At 68.9% G+C, this 17,621-nt stretch carries 14 protein-coding genes and 1 pseudogene; 12 read left to right on the top strand and 3 right to left on the bottom strand.

The annotated features are described in order from the left end of the window. Positions 1-9 precede the first annotated feature (9 nt). The 11 genes and pseudogenes from AC0J42_RS29030 to madM all read left to right on the top strand — a co-directional run bounded on the left by AC0J42_RS29030 (position 10) and on the right by madM (position 13,635). Positions 10-5,838 carry a hybrid sensor histidine kinase/response regulator gene (locus tag AC0J42_RS29030; protein WP_473004763.1) on the top strand — a complete coding sequence of 1,943 codons (5,829 nt, stop codon included), beginning with the start codon at positions 10-12 and terminating at the stop codon, positions 5,836-5,838. Further along, complete coding sequence (locus tag AC0J42_RS29025; RefSeq protein WP_473004762.1) at positions 5,831-6,289, top strand: chemotaxis protein CheW; 459 nt, start codon at positions 5,831-5,833, stop codon at positions 6,287-6,289. The genes AC0J42_RS29030 and AC0J42_RS29025 overlap by 8 nt, the downstream gene beginning before the upstream one ends. A 169-nt stretch (positions 6,290-6,458) precedes the next feature. Continuing rightward, positions 6,459-8,135 (top strand): malonate decarboxylase subunit alpha, encoded by a 1,677-nt coding sequence (gene mdcA / locus AC0J42_RS29020; protein WP_416427330.1) that lies wholly within the window; start codon positions 6,459-6,461, stop codon positions 8,133-8,135. Further along, on the top strand, positions 8,135-9,007 hold the full coding sequence (locus AC0J42_RS29015; protein WP_473004760.1) for a triphosphoribosyl-dephospho-CoA synthase: 873 nt from the start codon (positions 8,135-8,137) through the stop codon (positions 9,005-9,007). Before mdcA ends, AC0J42_RS29015 begins: the two co-directional genes overlap by 1 nt. After that, the gene (locus AC0J42_RS29010; RefSeq protein ID WP_416427328.1) at positions 9,007-9,306 is read left to right on the top strand and encodes a malonate decarboxylase subunit delta; all 300 of its coding nucleotides are present in this window, start codon (positions 9,007-9,009) and stop codon (positions 9,304-9,306) included. The genes AC0J42_RS29015 and AC0J42_RS29010 overlap by 1 nt, the downstream gene beginning before the upstream one ends. Beyond that, positions 9,299-10,111, top strand: a pseudogene (locus AC0J42_RS29005) (biotin-independent malonate decarboxylase subunit beta); the annotation flags it as partial. The gene AC0J42_RS29010 and the pseudogene AC0J42_RS29005, both read left to right, overlap by 8 nt. Beyond that, a complete protein-coding gene (mdcE, locus tag AC0J42_RS29000; protein ID WP_473006912.1) occupies positions 10,112-10,903 on the top strand; it encodes a biotin-independent malonate decarboxylase subunit gamma in 792 nt (263 codons plus the stop codon). Beyond that, positions 10,894-11,493 carry a malonate decarboxylase holo-ACP synthase gene (locus AC0J42_RS28995; RefSeq protein ID WP_416427327.1) on the top strand — a complete coding sequence of 200 codons (600 nt, stop codon included), beginning with the start codon at positions 10,894-10,896 and terminating at the stop codon, positions 11,491-11,493. The genes mdcE and AC0J42_RS28995 overlap by 10 nt, the downstream gene beginning before the upstream one ends. Then, positions 11,490-12,416, top strand: a complete 927-nt coding sequence (gene mdcH / locus AC0J42_RS28990) for a malonate decarboxylase subunit epsilon (RefSeq protein WP_473004759.1) — start codon at positions 11,490-11,492, stop codon at positions 12,414-12,416. The genes AC0J42_RS28995 and mdcH overlap by 4 nt, the downstream gene beginning before the upstream one ends. Positions 12,417-12,458: 42 nt before the next feature. Continuing rightward, the gene (gene madL, locus AC0J42_RS28985; protein ID WP_416427325.1) at positions 12,459-12,866 is read left to right on the top strand and encodes a malonate transporter subunit MadL; all 408 of its coding nucleotides are present in this window, start codon (positions 12,459-12,461) and stop codon (positions 12,864-12,866) included. Between the two features lies 1 nt (position 12,867). Beyond that, positions 12,868-13,635, top strand: coding sequence for a malonate transporter subunit MadM (madM, locus tag AC0J42_RS28980; protein WP_416427323.1), 768 nt, complete (start codon positions 12,868-12,870; stop codon positions 13,633-13,635). 3 nt (positions 13,636-13,638) lie between these two features. On the opposite strand, the gene AC0J42_RS28975 is transcribed toward madM, so the two are convergent. After that, positions 13,639-14,559 carry a LysR family transcriptional regulator gene (locus AC0J42_RS28975; RefSeq protein WP_416427322.1) on the bottom strand — a complete coding sequence of 307 codons (921 nt, stop codon included), beginning with the start codon at positions 14,557-14,559 and terminating at the stop codon, positions 13,639-13,641. Between the two features lie 64 nt (positions 14,560-14,623). Between AC0J42_RS28975 and trhA the strand changes: the two genes are divergently transcribed. Continuing rightward, positions 14,624-15,241 (top strand): PAQR family membrane homeostasis protein TrhA, encoded by a 618-nt coding sequence (trhA, locus tag AC0J42_RS28970; RefSeq protein ID WP_416427321.1) that lies wholly within the window; start codon positions 14,624-14,626, stop codon positions 15,239-15,241. Here trhA and AC0J42_RS28965 read toward each other — a convergent pair. Beyond that, positions 15,238-15,957: a 16S rRNA (uracil(1498)-N(3))-methyltransferase gene (locus tag AC0J42_RS28965; protein WP_416427319.1), complete on the bottom strand. Its 720-nt coding sequence runs from the start codon at positions 15,955-15,957 to the stop codon at positions 15,238-15,240. The genes trhA and AC0J42_RS28965 overlap by 4 nt on opposite strands. A gap of 102 nt (positions 15,958-16,059) precedes the next feature. Continuing rightward, positions 16,060-17,466: an adenosylmethionine--8-amino-7-oxononanoate transaminase gene (locus AC0J42_RS28960; protein ID WP_416427318.1), complete on the bottom strand. Its 1,407-nt coding sequence runs from the start codon at positions 17,464-17,466 to the stop codon at positions 16,060-16,062. Positions 17,467-17,621: the final 155 nt, after the last annotated feature.

Here is a 17,621-nt window from a genome sequence, read left to right as displayed (position 1 = left end):
GGATGCGCCATGGCTGACCGCCACGATTACGTAGCGCTGGAGTGGGTCCGCGGCGAAATCGCCGAGACCCTCGCACAGGCCCGCGCGGCCCTGGAAACCTTTATCGCCGAACCCCATGCCGGCGAGGCCATGGGCCGCTGCCTGGGCTACCTGCACCAGGTGCATGGCAGCCTGCAGATGGTCGAGTTCTACGGCGCGGCGCTGTTTGCCGAGGAAATCGAACACCTGGGCCGGGCCCTGGCCCACGGCCGCGTCACCCAGCAGGCCGAAGCCGTGAAATGGCTGCTGCTGGCCTTCACCCAATTACCTCTTTACCTGGACCAGGTGCACCTGGCCCGGCGCGACCTGCCTCTGGTGGTATTGCCCTTGATCAATGATTTGCGCGGCGCACGTGGTGCGGCGCCGTTGGCGGAAAACAGCCTGTTCGGCGTTGACCTGCCCACCCCCGAAGCCCTGGACGTGAACCAGCTGGCCCAACTCGACAGCCCGGAGTGGCCCGAATGGCTGCGCAAGCTGCGCCAGAGCCTGCAGCAGGCGCTGGTGGGCCTGGTGCGCGAGCCGGAAGTGGCCCTGCACCTGGGGCAGATGGCGCGGGTGTTCGACCGCCTGGAAAACCTGTGCCACGGTGCGCCGCTCAGCCCCCTGTGGCAGGTGGCGGCGGCGCTGGTGGAGGGTTTGCAGCACGGCAGCGTGCTGCCCAGCCCGGCGCTGAACAGCCTGTTCAAGGAGTGCGACCGCGAGCTCAAGCGCCTGCTGGAAGAGGGCGTGGCCGGCATCAACCAGGCCGCGCCGGCGCAACTCCTCAAGGGCCTGCTGTTCTATGTGGCCACCGCCCGCGGCCAGTCGCCGCGCCTGCAGGTGCTGCGCGAGGCCTATGAGCTGGGCGAGCCGCCGCTGCCTGGGCGCTCCCTGGCCCAGGAGCAAGCGCAACTGGTGGTGCCCGACCCCGACGCCTTGCGTTCGGTGGTCAGCGCCCTGTGCGAGGAGCTGGTGCGGGTCAAGGAACAGCTCGACCACTTCGTGCGTGGCGACCGCCAGCAGGTCTCGGCGCTGGATGGCCTGGTGCCGTCGCTGCGCCAGGTCACTGACACCCTGGCGGTGCTGGGTTTCGGCCAGCCGCGCAAGGTCATCCTCGACCAGATGGCGGTGATCCACGGCCTGGCCCAGGGCCTGCGCGAGCCCAGCGATTCGGTGCTGATGGACGTGGCCGGGGCGCTGCTGTACGTGGAATCGACCCTGGTGGGCATGGTCGGCCCTGACGAGCCAAGCCGCGCCGACGACAGCCACCTGCCCAGCACCGACCTGACCCAGATCCACCAACTGGTGATCAAGGAAGCGCGCTTCGGCCTGCAGCAGGCCAAGGACATGATCAGCGAATACCTGGAATCGGGCCGCGACCGCGAGCGCCTGCAACCCCTGCCGGCGCTGCTCACCCAGGTGCGCGGCGCCCTGGCGATGATCCCGCTGGTGCGCGCCGCAGCGCTGCTGGAGACCTGCAACGATTACATCAAGGCGCACCTGCTGGCCGACCCGCAGCAGCCCGGTGCCCGGCAGATGGACAACCTGGCCGATGCCCTGAGCGCCATCGAGTATTACCTTGAGCGCCTGAGCAACGACCCCCAGGCGCCGGGCGAGCGTGTGCTCGACGTGGCCGAGGAGGGCCTGGCCGCGCTGGGCTACCTGCCTACGGCGCTGGACGTGCCGGTGCTGGAAGAAGTGCTGAGCCCCGCCGAGGCCCTGGTGCTGCGCGACCTGCAGCCGCTGGCCAGCCCCCAGGTGGCGCAGTCCCTGGCCCAGGTGCTGGCCAGCCCCGTGCCCACGTTCAACCCGCCGGCGCAGTCGGCCCCCGGCAGCCTGCTGCCGCCGCCCGCCGACGAGCCACCGGTGGACGATGAGCTGCGCGAAGTGTTCCTGGAAGAGACCGACGAGGTCTTGCAGGTGCTGCGCGAATACTTGCCGCGCTGGGCCGCCGACCACGCCGACCGCCGCGCGCTGGCCGAACTGCGCCGGGCCTTCCATACGCTCAAGGGCAGTGGCCGCATGGTCCGCGCGCTGGTGCTGGGCGAGCTGGCCTGGGCCTGCGAGAACCTGCTCAACCGCGTGCTGGACGACAGCGTGCGCGACACGGCCCAGGTGCAACAATTGCTTGAACAGGCCCAGGCGCTGCTGCCACGCCTGGCGGCCGACTTCGCCAGCCACCGGCAGCGCCAGTGCGACGAGGTCGACCTGCTGGCGGGCCAGGCCCATGCCCTGGCCGGTGCCAAGGCCGATGAAGCCGAGTTGGACCCGCAGCTGCTGGACATCTTCCGCAGCGAAGCCCTGGGCCACCTGGCCACCGTCGAGCGTTTCCTCGCCGTTGCCGGCGGCCAGCCGCTGGCCGTGGACGACCCCCTGCAACGCGCCCTGCACACCCTTAAAGGCAGCGCCTACATGGCCGGCGTGCTGCCCATGGCCGAGCTGGCCACGCCGCTCGATGCCCTGACCCGCGAATACAAGGCACACCAGCTGGACCTGGACGCGCTGGAACTGGACCTGCTCGGTCGCGCCGTAACCTGTTGGCACGCCGGGCTGGCCCAGCTGGCCAGCACGCCGCTGGCGGCAATCCCCGGTGCCGCGGCGCTGGCCGCCGAGGCCAGCGCGCACCTGGAACAGCGCCTGGCACCCCTGGGCGATGCGCCCCAGGCGCGGCGCGATCCGCAGGCTACCCAGGCGTTCCTGGGCCAGGCCATGGACATTCTCTACGACACCGAGACCCTGCTGCGCCGCTGGCGCCAGCAGCCCAACGACCGCAACGAGCTGGAGCGCCTGCTGGACGAGCTGACGCGCCTGGGCGAGGGCGCGCAGTGGGCCGACCTGCCCGACGTGGACGAGCTGTGCGAAGCGCTGCTGGACCTGTACGGCGCGGCCGAGGAAAGCAGCGTCAACGTCAACGCGGCGTTCTTCGACGAAGCCGAGCGCGCCCATGACGGCCTGATCGACATGCTCGACCAGGTGGCCGCCGGCCAGGCCGTGACGCCCCAGCCCGAGCGCATCCGCGCACTGCACGCGCTGGTGGAGCAGGGCCTGGCCCCCGGCGCCATGGGACGCGTGGGCGCCGACGGCATCACGGAACTGCCGGCGCATGCCAGCCATGCCGATGACAGCGTGCTGGCGTTCTTCCTCGACGAAGGCGCCGACCTGCTCGAGAGCGCCGACCAGGCCCTGCAGCGCTGGCTGGCCGACCCCGACAACCTGGCGCCGCTGACCTCGCTGCAAGGCGACCTGCACACCCTCAAGGGCGCGGCGCGCATGGCCGACGTGGCGGCCATCGACGAGCTGGCGCAGCAACTGGAATTGCACTACGAGGCCCTCGGCAAGCGCCGCCTGGCCTTCAGCGAAGCCCAGGCCACGCTGCTGCTGGACAGCCACGAACAGCTGGCGGCCATGCTCGAGCAGCTGCGCCGTGGCCAGGCTGCCAGCAGCGCCGAAGACCTGGTGCAGGCCCTGGCCGCAAGCCGCCACGCTGCCGTGCCCGAGCCAGAGGAGAGTAGCCAGCCTGCGGCCGGCGCGGGTGATAACGAACTGCTGGAAGTGTTCCTCGAAGAAGGCTTCGACATCGTCGAAAGCTCCGGCGCCGCCTTGCAGCGCTGGCAGGCCGAGCCACGCAACACGCTGGAAATCGAAAACCTGCTGCGTGACCTGCACACCCTCAAGGGCGGCGCGCGCATGGTCGAGATCGCGCCCATCGGCGACCTGGCCCACGAGCTGGAATTCCTCTACGAAAACCTCTCCGCCGGCGTATTGGCGCCCAGCCCGCCGCTGTTCAGCCTGCTGCAGAACGGCCACGACCGCCTGGGCAACATGCTCGACGCCCTGCGCCGGCACCAGCCGGTCAACGCCGACCCGACGCTGATCGCCGCCATCCGCGGTTTCGTCAGCCCGGTGCCGGCCACGCCGCAGCCCGAGCGCGCGGTGCTGCTGCCCGAGCCGCCCGCGGCATTGCAGGAACGTGCACCGGGCGACATGGTCAAGGTGGCCGCCGAGCTGCTTGAAGACCTGGGCAACCTGGCTGGCGAGACCTCAATTTTCCGCGGCCGCATCGAACAGCAGGTCAACGACGCGCAGGTGGCCCTGGGTGAAATGGAAACCACCATCGAGCGCATGCGTGAGCAGCTGCGCCGCCTGGATACCGAGACCCAGGGGCGCATCCTCAGCAGGCAGCACGCCGACAGCGAGCGCCAGGGCTACGAAGACTTCGACCCACTGGAGATGGACCGCCATTCGCAGCTGCAGCAGCTGTCGCGGGCGCTGTTCGAATCGGCCTCCGACCTGCTCGACCTGCAGGAAACCCTGGCCGCCCGCAACCAGGACGCGCACAAGCTGCTGCAGTTGCAGGCGCGGGTGAACACCGAGCTGCAGGAAGGCCTGATGCGCACGCGCATGGTGCCGTTCGAACGCATGCTGCCACGCCTGCAGCGGCTGGTGCGGCAGGTGGCGGGCGAGCTGGGCAAGGAGGTCGAGTTCGACGTCGGCAACGCCGAGGGCGAGATGGACCGCAGCGTGCTGGAACGCATGCTGGCGCCGCTGGAACATATGCTGCGCAACGCCGTCGACCATGGCCTGGAACCGGCCGAGGTGCGCCTGGCCAAGGGCAAGCCGGCACGCGGGCGCATCAGCCTGAACCTGCTGCACGAGGGCGGCGACATCGTCATCGAACTCAGCGACGACGGCGCCGGCGTGCCGCTGGACGCGGTGCGGGCCAAGGCCGTCAAGCGTGGGCTGATCAGCGCCGACAGCGACATCAGCGACCACGAGGTGTTGCAGTTCATTCTCGAACCGGGGTTCTCCACGGCGGCCAAGGTCACGCAGATTTCCGGGCGCGGCCTGGGCATGGACGTGGTGCACGAGGAGGTCAAGCAGCTGGGCGGCTCGATGATCATCGATTCGCGGGCGGGGCAGGGCGCACGGTTCCAGATCCGCCTGCCGTTCAGCGTGTCGGTGAACCGCGCGCTGATGGTGCAGTGCGCCGAGGAGGTCTACGCGCTGCCGCTCAATGGCCTGGAAGGCATCGTGCGGGTGATGCCTGCCGAGCTTGAAGAGTATTACCACCTGGACCCGCCGCGCTACCACTATGGCGGCCAGAGCTACGACCTGCGCTACCTGGGAGACCTGCTGTACAACACGCCGCGGCCCAACCTGCTGGGCCAGACCGCACCGTTGCCGGTGCTGCTGATCCATGGCCACGACCACCAGATGGCCGTGCAGGTGGATGCCCTGGCCGGTTCCCGGGAAATCGTGGTGAAGAACCTGGGGCCGCAGTTCGCGGCGGTGCAGGGCCTGTCCGGCGCCACCATCCTGGGCGACGGGCGCGTGGTGCTGATTCTCGACCTGCTGGCCCAGGTGCGCGCCGCGCATGCGCGCCAGTCGCAGGCGCAACCGGCCAGCGTGCAGCCGCCGCTGCCGGTGGCGGAGCCCGCCAGCAGCCGGCCACCGCTGGTGATGGTGGTGGACGACTCGGTCACCGTACGCAAGGTCACCAGCCGCCTGCTGGAGCGCCACGGCATGACCGTGCTGACGGCCAAGGACGGCGTCGATGCCATGGCCCTGCTGCAGGAACACGTGCCTGACGTGCTGCTGCTGGACATCGAGATGCCGCGCATGGACGGCTTCGAGGTGGCCACGCAGATCCGCCATGACCCGCGCCTGAAAGACCTGCCGATCATCATGATTACTTCGCGCACCGGCCAGAAGCACCGCGAGCGAGCCATGGCCATCGGCGTCAACGACTACCTGGGCAAGCCGTACCAGGAATCGGTGCTGCTCGACAGCATCGCCCAATGGAGCCGCAGCCATGCTTGACCGTGCCATCGGCCGCCGCACCACCCTCACCGCGCTGCTGCTGCCGCTGGCGGACCGCACCCTGGTGCTGCCCAACGTGGCGGTGGCCGAGCTGATCGGCTACCAGTTCGGCCAGCCAGCCCCCGACCGCCCGGCCTGGCACCTGGGGCACATTACCTGGCGCAACCAGGTGCTGCCGCTGGTGAGCTTCGAAGCCGCCTGCGGCGCGGCGCCAGTGGTGGGCCCGCAGGCGCGCATCGTGGTGCTCAACGCGGTGGGTGACAGCCCGCTGCGCTTCATCGGCCTGCTGGTGCAGGGCGTGCCGCGTTCGTGCCGATTGGACAGCCAGCTGAGCTACGTCGACGTGCCGCTGGCGCCCCTGGAAGTGGCAGCGGTGCAGGTCGGCGAACAAGTCGCCAAGGTGCCCGACCTGGTCGGCATCGAACGCCTGTTGGATGCCGCCGCCCTGTGACTTGTGGGAGCTGGCTTGCCAGCGAGCTTTTCGGGGCCACCAAAAACTCGCTGGCAAGCCAGCTCCCACAATCATTACCCCCAAGGTAATGATTCCACCCGCTGCTTGATTGATACCCCCGCCCCGCGCGCCTAAGGTCTACCCACGACATCCCCGCCGTGGAGGCCCCATGACAATCACAAACACCCCCGAGCCACAGTGGTCGCGGCGGCGCAGCGAGAAGCAGCGGCGCCTGGCGCAGGTAAGCGCCCTGGCCGACGGCGTGGTGCTGCCCACTGATGGCATCGTCGCCGCGCTGGAAGCGCTGCTGATGCCCGGCGACCGGGTGGTGCTGGAAGGCAACAACCAGAAGCAGGCGGACTTTCTCTCGCGCTCCCTGGCCCAGGCCGACCCCGGCAAGCTGCATGACCTGCACATGATCATGCCCAGCGTCGGCCGCCCCGAGCACCTGGACCTGTTCGAAAAGGGCATCGCCCGCAAGCTCGACTTCTCCTTCGCCGGCACCCAGAGCCTGCGCATCAGCCAGCTGCTGGAAGACGGCCTGCTGGAAATCGGCGCCATCCACACCTACATCGAACTGTACTCGCGGCTGGTGGTGGACCTGATCCCCAACGTGGTGCTTTCCGCCGGCTTCATGGCCGACCGCCAAGGCAACATCTACACCGGCGCCAGCACCGAGGACAGCCCGGCGCTGATCGAGCCGGCGGCCTTCAGCGACGGCATCGTCATCGTCCAGGTCAACCAGCTGGTGGACGATGTCAGCGACCTGCCGCGCGTGGACATCCCGGCCAGCTGGGTGGATTTCGTGGTGGTGGCCGACCGGCCGTTCTACATCGAGCCGCTGTTCACTCGCGACCCCCGGCACATCAAGCCGGTGCACGTGCTGATGGCGATGATGGCGATCCGCGGCATCTACGAAAAACACAACGTGCAGTCGCTGAACCACGGCATCGGCTTCAACACTGCCGCCATCGAGCTGATCCTGCCCACCTACGGCGAGTCCCTGGGCCTGAAGGGCAAGATCTGCCGCAACTGGACCCTCAACCCGCACCCCACGCTGATCCCGGCCATCGAAAGCGGTTGGGTGCAGAGCGTGCACTGCTTCGGCACCGAGCTGGGCATGGAGAACTACATCGCCGCCCGGCCAGACGTGTTCTTCACCGGCCGCGACGGCTCCATGCGCTCCAACCGCATGTTCTGCCAGCTGGCCGGCCAGTACGCCGTGGACCTGTTCATCGGCGCGACCCTGCAGGTGGACGGCGACGGCCATTCCTCCACGGTCACCCGCGGGCGCCTGGCCGGCTTCGGCGGCGCGCCGAACATGGGCCACGACCCCCGCGGGCGCCGCCACGGCACGCCGGCGTGGCTGGACATGCGCCGCCCTGGCGCCGATGCCAACGCCACCTTGCTGGAGCGCGGGCAGAAGCTGGTGGTGCAGATGGTCGAGACGTTCCAGGAGGGCGGCAAACCGACCTTCGTCGAGACCCTGGACGCGGTGGACGTGGCGAAGAAGACCGGCATGGCCCTGGCGCCGATCATGATCTACGGCGACGACGTCACCCACCTGCTTACCGAAGAGGGCATTGCCTACCTGTACAAGGCGCGCTCGCTGGAAGAGCGCCAGGCGATGATCGCTGCCGTGGCCGGGGTTACCGCCATCGGCCTGCGCCACAACCCGGCCGACACCGCGCGCATGCGCCGCGAAGGGCTGATCGCGCTGCCCGAGGACCTGGGCATCCGCCGCACCGACGCCACCCGTGAATGGTTGGCGGCCAAGAGCATCGCCGACCTGGTGGAGTGGTCCGGCGGCCTCTACAACCCCCCTGCGAAATTCAGGAGCTGGTGATGCATGCGCTCATAGCTCAACCGAACGCACTGACCCTGGCCGAGCGGCTGGCCGACCTGGCGGTGGACGCGCTGATCGACGAAGCCGACCTGTCGCCCAAGCCTGCCTTGGTGGACCGGCGTGGCAGCGGCGCCCATGACGACCTGCACCTGGGCCTGATGCACGCCTCGGCGCTGGCCCTGTGGCCGGCGTTCCAGGCCATGGCCGGGGCGGCGCTGTTGGCTGGCCGCGTCGACCTGCCCCTGCGCGAAGCCCTGGGGCAGCACGGCCGCGAGGGCGAGGCCGACATGCTGCGCACCACGGCAGGGGTCAATACCCACCGCGGCGCCATCTGGGCCCTGGGCCTGCTGGTGGCTGCGGCCGCACTGGCGCCCGACGACCTGGCGGCGGCCGCGCTGGCCGACCGCGCCGGCGCCCTGGCGCGCCTGCCGGACCGCCTGGCGCCGCAACCCCTGAGCCACGGCCGAGTGGTGCAGCAGCGCTATGGCGCCGGCGGTGCCCGCGCCGAAGCCCAGGCCGGGTTCCCCACTGTCATCCAGCACGGCCTGCCGCAGTTGCGCGCCAGCCGCCTGGCCGGGCATGGCGAGCAGAACGCGCGTCTGGACGCGCTGCTGGCAATCATGGCCACCCTGGCCGACACCTGCGTGCTGTACCGCGCCGGCCCCGAGGGGCTTGCGGCCATGCAGCAAGGCGCGCTAGCCGTGCTGGCGGCCGGTGGCAGCGCCACCCTGGCGGGCCGCCGGCGCCTGCATGCACTGGACCAGCAACTGCTGGCCCTCAACGCCTCGCCAGGTGGCGCCGCCGACCTGCTGGCCGCCTGCCTGTTCATCGATCGCCTGGAACGTGGCGAGCATTCACGGAGCCTTGCCTGATGGAAACCCTGAACTTCGAATTCCCCGCCGGGCAACCGGCCCGTGGCCGCGCCCTGGTGGGCTGCGTAGGCTCGGGCGACCTGGAAGTGCTGCTGGAGCCGGGCACCGCCGGCACCCTGGCGATCCAGGTGGTGACCTCGGTCAACGGCGCCGCGCAGCGCTGGGAACACCTGTTCGCCCGGCTGTTCAGCGGCCAGGCGCTGCCGGCCCTGCGCATCGACATCAATGATTTCGGCGCCACCCCGGGGGTGGTCCGCCTGCGCCTGGAACAGGCCCTGGAGGAGATCGGCCATGACTGACACCACGCGCCTGCTGCAACAGCACAGCTTCATCGAACTCGGCGCCCGCCAGCGGGCCAGGGCCTTGCTGGACGAGGGTAGCTTCCACGAGCTGATCGACCCCTTCCAGCGCGTCATGTCGCCCTGGCTGGCGCGCCAGGGCGTGGTGCCCCAGGCCGACGACGGTGCGGTCATCGCCAAGGGCACGGTCAACGGCCGCCCGGTGGTGCTGGCCGCCATCGAAGGCGCGTTCCAGGGCGGCAGCCTGGGCGAGGTCAGCGGCGCCAAGATCGCCGGCGCGCTGGAACTGGCCGCGGCCGACAACCGCAAGGGCATTCCCACGGCTGCCATCCTGCTGCTGGAAACCGGTGGCGTGCGCCTGCAGGAAGCCAACCTGGGCCTGGCGGCGATTGCCGATATCCACGCCGCCATTGTCGACCTGCGCCAGTACCAGCCGGTGATCGGGGTAATTGCCGGCAGCGTCGGCTGCTTCGGCGGCATGTCCATCGCCGCCGGGCTGTGCAGCCATTTGATCGTGACCCGCGAGGCGCGCCTGGGGCTCAACGGCCCGCAGGTGATCGAGCAGGAAGCCGGCATCGGCGAATACGATTCGCGCGACCGGCCCTTTATCTGGAGCCTGTGCGGTGGCGAGAAGCGCTTCGACCAGGGGCTGGCGGATGCCTACGTGCGTGACGACGTGGCGCAGATCCAGGCCAGCGTGGTCGATTGCCTGGCCCAAGGCGTGCCGGCGCAACTTCGTAGCCAGCAGCACGGGCACTTCCTGCAACAGCTGGCGGCGGTCGAGCGCCGGCCCGCCAGCCAACCACTGCCCGCTTCCGCCCGTGGCGCCAGCTGGTTTGCTGCCCTTACGGCCAACACCCGTCCGGTCCCCGGCCTGCCGGACTCTGTCCTGGCCGCCGACAGTGACAGTGCCCGCTTCATCGCGGTAGTCGCCGACCCCGAGAACCCGTTCCCCCGCGCCCGCCAGGGTGAAGTTGGCCTGCTGGAGGGCTGGGGGCTGGCCAAGGCGGTGGACGAGGTGATTAGCGCCGACCGCGATGCGCCGCGCAAGCGTGCGCTGGTCGCCATCGTCGATGTGCCCAGCCAGGCCTATGGCCGCCGCGAGGAAGAGCTGGGCATTCACCAGGCCCTGGCGGGAGCGGCCGACGCCTACGCCCGCGCACGCCTGGCGGGCCACCCGGTGGTGGCTCTGCTGGTGGGCAAGGCCATGTCCGGCGCGTTCCTGGCCCACGGCTACCAGGCCAACCGGCTCATCGCGTTGCGTGACCCGGGCGTGCAGGTGCATGCCATGGGCAAGGCCTCGGCGGCGCGGGTTACCCAGCGCAGCGTCGAGGCGCTGGAAGCCCTGGCCGCCAGCGTGCCGCCCATGGCCTACGACATCGACAGCTACGCCAGCCTGGGGCTGCTGTGGGAAACCCTGTCGGTGGCGCAGATCGAGCAACCCACGGCCGACGACGTGAGCCGCGTGCAAGCCTGCCTGGCCCAGGCGTTGGCGGATATCGGCGCGGATGACCGCGACCTTGCCGGCCGCCTCGGGGCGCCGAACCGGGCGGCCTCGGCGCGGGTGCGCCAGCTGCTGCGCGAGCAATGGCAGTGATCCGCCCCCACGACCTGCTGTGGGGCCTGACGCCGGCCATGCTGCCGGCTGATGCCCCGGCCTGGGCTGCCTCGGCGCTGGCCGACGGGCAGCCGGTGGTGGTGCGTCGCGCCAGCGTGGCAGCCGGGCAGGTGGCGGTGGGCGTACGCGGCATCAGTCGTGACCAGCGCTACGCCACCACCATGCCCCTGGCGGCAGTCAGTAGCCAGGTCAGCCCGGAAGCCTTGACCCATTGCGTGGGCCAGCGCGACTGGCCGGCCCTGCAGGCGCTGTACCGGCTGCGCCCCCGGCTGGATGCCTGCGGCCTGGTATGGGGCGTGAGCGGCAGCGCCGGGTTCGAGCTGGCCAGCGGTTGCGCTGCGCTGCACGAAGGTAGCGACCTGGACCTGATTCTGCGCACGCCGCAGGCCCTGTCGCGGGGCGCGGCGCGACGATTGTTGAGCGTGCTGGAACCGGCCGTAGACCTGCAATTGCAGACTCCTGCCGGCGCCGTGGCCTTGCGCGAATGGGCCGGCAGCAGCCACAAGGTGCTGCTCAAGGCCGCCGACGGCGCGCGGCTGGTCTGTGATCCCTGGAGCCTGGCCTCGTGAGCACCCTGCTGGCGTTTCCCGGCCAGGGTGCGCAGCAGCCCGGCATGTTGCATGGCCTGCCGGATCACGCCGTGATCAAGGCCTGCCTCGACGAGGCCAGCGCGGCGTTGGGCGAGGACGTACTCGGCCTCGACACTGCCCAGGCCTTGGCCCACACCCGCGCCGTGCAGCTGTGCCTGCTGGTGGCAGGCGTGGCCAGCACGCGGCTGTTGCTGCAGGACGGCCCGCTGCCCGACTACGTGGCGGGCTTGTCCATCGGTGCCTATCCCGCCGCCGTGGTCGCCGGTGCCCTGGACTTTGCCGACGCCGTGCGCCTGGTGGCCCTGCGCGGCGAGTTGATGCAGGCCGCTTATCCCCGCGGCTATGGCATGACCGCCATCGTCGGCCTCGAGCTGGCGCGGGTCGAACAGTTGCTGGCCGAGGCCGAAGGCCCGGTGTACCTGGCCAATATCAACGCCGACAACCAACTGGTGATCGCCGGCAGCGACGCGGCGATGGCCGCCGTGGCTGCCCGGGCCCGGGCCGAGGGCGCCGGGCTGGCCAGGCCGCTGGCCGTTAGCGTGCCGTCGCACTGCCCGCTGCTGGCAGAACCGGCGCAGCAGCTAGCCGCGGCGTTCGCCCAGGTCAAGTTGCAGGCGCCCCGCATTCGCTACCTCAGCAGCACCAGCGCCCGGCCGATCGTGCAGGCCGAGCGGCTGCGCGATGACCTGGCCTTCAACCTGTGCCGTGTCGTCGACTGGCGCGCGCTGGCCCGCACCGCCTTCGAGCGCGGCGTGCGCCTGCACATCGAAATGCCGCCGGGCACCGTGCTCACCGGCCTCAGCCGCCGCGCGTTCAGCGAGGGCACCCTGGTTGCCTGGCAAGGCACCCGCCTGGATACCTTGCAGGCATTGATGCAGGAGGAAGCCCGGCGCCCCCAATAATCTGCAACCGCCCGACAAAAACAACAATCGAGGACAACGACAATGATTATCTACGGTGTGGCATTGCTGGCTATCTGTACCCTGGCCGGGGTTATCACGGGCGACCTGCTCGGGGTGCTGCTGGGGGTGAAATCCAACGTGGGCGGGGTGGGGATCGCCATGATCCTGCTGATCTGCGCGCGCCTGTACATGGCCCGGCGCGGCGGCCTGAGCAAGGACTGCGAGATGGGCGTGGGCTTCTGGGGCGCGCTGTATATACCCGTGGTGGTGGCCATGGCCGCCCAGCAGAACGTGGTGACCGCCCTGCACGGCGGCCCGGTGGCGGTGATCGCGGCCATCGGCTCGGTGCTGATCTGCGGCTCGACCATCGCCCTGATCAGCCGCACCCACAAGGGCGAGCCGCTGCCGCCCGAAGTGCCTGAAGCGGTTGAACCGGTAGGGGCGCACTGACATGTGGAACCTCATCGAACATGCCCTGGAAAACAACGGCCTGGTCACCGCGTTCGCTTTCGTCGGCGTGGTGATGTGGGTCTCGGTGCAGCTGTCGCGGCGCCTGACCTTCGGCCGTGTGCACGGCTCGGCGTTTGCCATCGTCATCGGCCTGGTGCTGGCGTGGGTGGGCGGCACCCTGACCGGCGGGCAGAAGGGCCTGGCCGACCTGTCGCTGTTCTCCGGCATCGGCCTGATGGGTGGCGCCATGCTGCGCGACTTTGCCATCGTCGCTACCGCCTTCGAGGTGCAGGCCACCGAGGCGCGCAAGGCCGGCTTTATCGGCGCCTTCTCGTTGCTGCTGGGGACCTTGCTGCCGTTCATTTTCGGCTGCTGCGTGGCCTGGGCCTTCGGCTACCGCGACGCGGTGAGCATGACCACCATCGGCGCCGGCGCGGTGACCTACATCGTCGGCCCGGTGACCGGCGCGGCCATCGGCGCCAGCTCGGACGTGGTAGCGCTGTCGATTGCCACGGGACTGATCAAGGCGATCCTGGTGATGGTCGGCACGCCCTTGGCGGCGCGCTGGATGGGCCTCGACAACCCGCGTTCGGCGATGGTCTTCGGCGGCCTGGCGGGTACGGTCAGTGGGGTCACTGCAGGCCTTGCAGCCACGGACCGGCGGCTGGTGCCCTATGGCGCGCTGACGGCCACGTTCCACACCGGGCTGGGCTGCCTGCTGGGTCCCTCGGTGCTGTACCTGGCGGTGCGCGCCATCGTTGGGGGATGAGGGTTACGGGGTGCTCAGGCGGTTGGTGTACATCCGGCATTCGGCCAGCAGCGCCAGCAGGTTGGGATCGCGCTCCTTGGCGCGCAGGAACACCACGCCAATATGCTGCTGCAGGTGGTACCGCGCCTGCAGCGGCACCAGGCGCACGCGGTTCTCGTACACCGCGGCCACGCGCCCCGGCAGCAGGGCGTAGCCCACGCCGGAGCTGACCATGCTCAGCAGGGTGAAGATGTCGTTCACCTGCATCGCCACCTTGGGCTCGAAGCCGGCCTGGCGGAACACCCGGGCGCCGTCCTGGTGGGTGGCAAAGCCCTGGGTCAGGGTGATGAAGGTGTCCTCGCGCAGCTCCGCCAGGTCCACCTCGCTGCGCCCGGCGAAGGGCGAGTCGGCCGGGGTGGCCAGGAAGATGTCGTCGGCGAACAGCGGCAGCTGCTCGCAGTCCGGGTCGCTGACGGTCTCGTCCAGGGACACCAGGATGGCGTCCGCTTCCATGTTCTTGAGCTTGTACAGCAGGTCGGTGTTGGAGCCCAGGATCAGGTCGATGTTCAGCTCGCTGCGCCGCAGTTTCAGGCCCATGATCAGCTGCGGCACGGTCTTCACCGTCAGCGAGTACAGCGAACCCAGGCGGAAACGCTCGGCCGAGAAACCTGCCGCCTCGCGGGTCAGGCGCACGGCGCCGACCACGTCCTGCACCAGTTTCTGTGCGTGCTCTTCCAGCACATAGGCACTTTCCAGCGGCGTCAGGTTGCGCCCCTCGTGCTTGAACAGCGGGCAGCGCAGGGCGCTTTCCAGCGAATGAATGGCGCGGTGCACGCTGACGTTGCTGGTATTGAGCTCAGCCGCCGCGCGCCCCAGGTTGCCGGTGCGCATGAAGGCCAGGAAGATTTCCAGCTTCTTCAACGTCAACTCTTCATCAATCAACATCACACTGGCTCTGTTAGGGTAGGGGGCGATTGCATACCAATCGAGACCAAGGAGAAACGACTGCATGTATCACGGCGAACGATTCAACGCCTGGACACACCTGGTCGGTGCGGTGCTGGCGTCCATTGGTGCTGTCTGGATGCTGGTGCTGGCAAGTTTCCAGGGCGACGTGTGGAAGATCGTCAGCATGGCGATCTACGGTGTGACCCTGGTGATTCTTTACAGCGCCTCGACGGTTTACCACAGCGTGCGGGGGCGCGCGAAGGTGATCATGCAAAAGGTCGATCATTTTTCGATCTACCTGCTGATCGCCGGCAGCTACACGCCGTTCTGCCTGGTGACGTTGCGCGGGCCCTGGGGCTGGACCCTGTTCGGCATTGTCTGGGGGCTGGCGGTGATCGGCATGTTGCAAGAGATCAAGCCGCGCTCGGAGGCGCGGGTGCTGTCCATCGTCATCTACGCGGTGATGGGCTGGATCGTGCTGGTGGCAGTCAAACCGCTGCTGGCGACGCTGGGCACCGCCGGGTTCGCCTGGCTGGCGACCGGCGGCGTGTTGTACACCGTGGGCATCATCTTCTTTGCCTACGACCAGCGTTTCCGCCACTGGCACGGCATCTGGCACCTGTTCGTGATTGCCGGCAGCCTGCTGCACTTCGTGGCGGTGTTCTTCTACGTCCTCTAGAAGTCGCCCCATAGCTGCTGCGCCACCGCCAGCGCGACCACCGGCGCGGTCTCGGTGCGCAGCACCCGCGGGCCCAGGCGTGCCGAGTGGAAGCCGGCGGCCTGGGCCTGGCCAACCTCGGCGTCCGACAGGCCGCCCTCGGGGCCGATCAGGAACGCCAGGCTGGCAGGCCGGGCGTGGCTTACCAGCGGCTCGGCCACCGGGTGCAGCACCAGCTTGAGCTCGGCGTCGCAGGCCTTGAGCCATTCGCTCATCAGCACCGGTGCATGAATCACCGGCACGGTGGAGCGCCCGCATTGCTCGCAGGCGCTGACGGCGATCTGCTGCCAGTGGGCCTGGCGCTTTTCGGCGCGTTCGTCCTTGAGGCGCACTTCGCAGCGCTCGCTGATGATCGGGGTGATCTCGCTGACGCCCAGTTCGGTGGCTTTCTGGATGGCCCAGTCCATGCGCTCGCCACGGGACAGGCCCTGGCCCAGGTGAATCCTGAGGCTGGATTCAGGCTGGCCGGCGAAGGCTTCGTCGAGTTGCACGCGCACGCGCTTCTTGCCCACTTCCAGCAGGGCGCCACGGTATTCCTGGCCCGAGCCGTCGAACAGCTGCACGGCATCGCCTTCGGCCATGCGCAGCACGCGGCCGATGTAGTGGGCCTGGGCCTCGGGCAGTTCGTGCTCGCCCAGGCTCAGGGGGGCATCAATGTAAAAACGGGAGAGTCTCATGTTCAGTCTCGGTAGCCGTAGCAGCTGCCGCAGGCTGCGTCCGGGCGCACTATTGTGTTGCCTGCGGACGCAGCCTTCGGCAGCTGCTACGAAGTCGTGTGGTTAGCCCGGGTCGCGGAAGTCGGGGTGGAAGTCGCTCGGCACGGCCACGCTGACGCTGGTGCGGGTGGCGATGTCGATGCCTTCGCTGGCCACCTCGGCCAGGAAGTCGATCTGCTCCGGGGTGATGATGTACGGCGGCAGGAAATACACCACGCTGCCCAGCGGGCGCAGCAGCGCGCCACGGGTCAGGGCGTGGTTGAACACCTGCAGGCCGCGGCGTTCCTGCCACGGGTAGGCGGTCTTGGTGGCCTTGTCCTGGACCATCTCGATGGCCAGCACCATGCCGGTCTGGCGCACTTCCGAGACGTGGGCGTGGTCGGCCAGGTGCGCGGTGGCGCTGGCCATGCGCGCGGCCAGGGCCTTGTTGTTCTCCACCACGTTGTCCTGTTCGAAGATGTCCAGGGTCGCCAGGGCCGCCGCGCACGCCAGCGGGTTGCCGGTGTAGCTGTGCGAGTGCAGGAAGGCGCGCAGGGTCGGGTAGTCGTCGTAGAAGGCGCTGTACACGTCGTCGGTGGTCAGGCACGCGGCCAGCGGCAGGTAGCCGCCGGTGAGCGCCTTGGACAGGCACAGGAAGTCCGGGCGGATGCCGGCCTGCTCGCAGGCGAACATGGTGCCGGTGCGGCCGAAGCCCACGGCGATCTCGTCGTGGATCAGGTGCACGTTGTAGCGGTCGCAGGCCTCGCGCAGCAGCTTGAGGTACACCGGGTGGTACATGCGCATGCCGCCGGCGCCCTGGATCAACGGCTCGACGATGACGGCGGCGACGCTGTCGTGGTTTTCGGCCAGGGTCTGTTCCATGGCCAGGAACATGTTGCGCGAGTGCTCTTCCCAGCTCATGCCCTCGGGGCGCAGGTAGCAGTCGGGACTCGGTACCTTGATGGTATCCAGCAGCAGCGCCTTGTAGGTCTCGGTGAACAGCGGCACGTCGCCCACGGCCATGGCGGCGATGGTTTCGCCGTGGTAGCTGTTGGTCAGGGTGACGAAGCGCTTCTTGTTCGGCTGGCCGCGGTTGACCCAGTAGTGGAAGCTCATTTTCAGCGCCACTTCGATGCAGGACGAGCCGTTATCGGCGTAGAACACCCGGTTCAGGCCCTCGGGCGTCATCTTCACCAGGCGCTCGGACAGCTCGATCACCGGCTGGTGGCTGAAGCCGGCAAGGATGACGTGCTCCAGCTGGTCCACCTGGTCCTTGATGCGCTGGTTGATGCGCGGGTTGGCGTGGCCGAAGACGTTCACCCACCACGAGCTGACCGCGTCCAGGTAGCGCTGGCCTTCGAAGTCTTCCAGCCAGATGCCTTCACCGCGCTTGATCGGAATCAGCGGCAGTTGTTCGTGGTCTTTCATTTGGGTGCAGGGGTGCCACAGGACCGCGAGGTCGCGTTGCATCCACTGATTGTTGAGGCCCATTTTCTCTCTCCTGGCAGCAGCGTGGTCGCAAGCCTATGCAATGCCTGCCCTGGGGGCAACTAACAACACTGTGGGAGCTGGCTTGCCAGCGAGTTTTTCATCGCCCGCACAGCTCGCTGGCAAGCCAGCTCCCACAATTAACGTTCGCTTAACGC

This window comes from Pseudomonas sp. Tav-5-1A, assembly GCF_055755055.1.
Note: the sequence above shows the minus strand (reverse complement) of the source record. Positions and strands in the feature narration are given on the sequence as shown.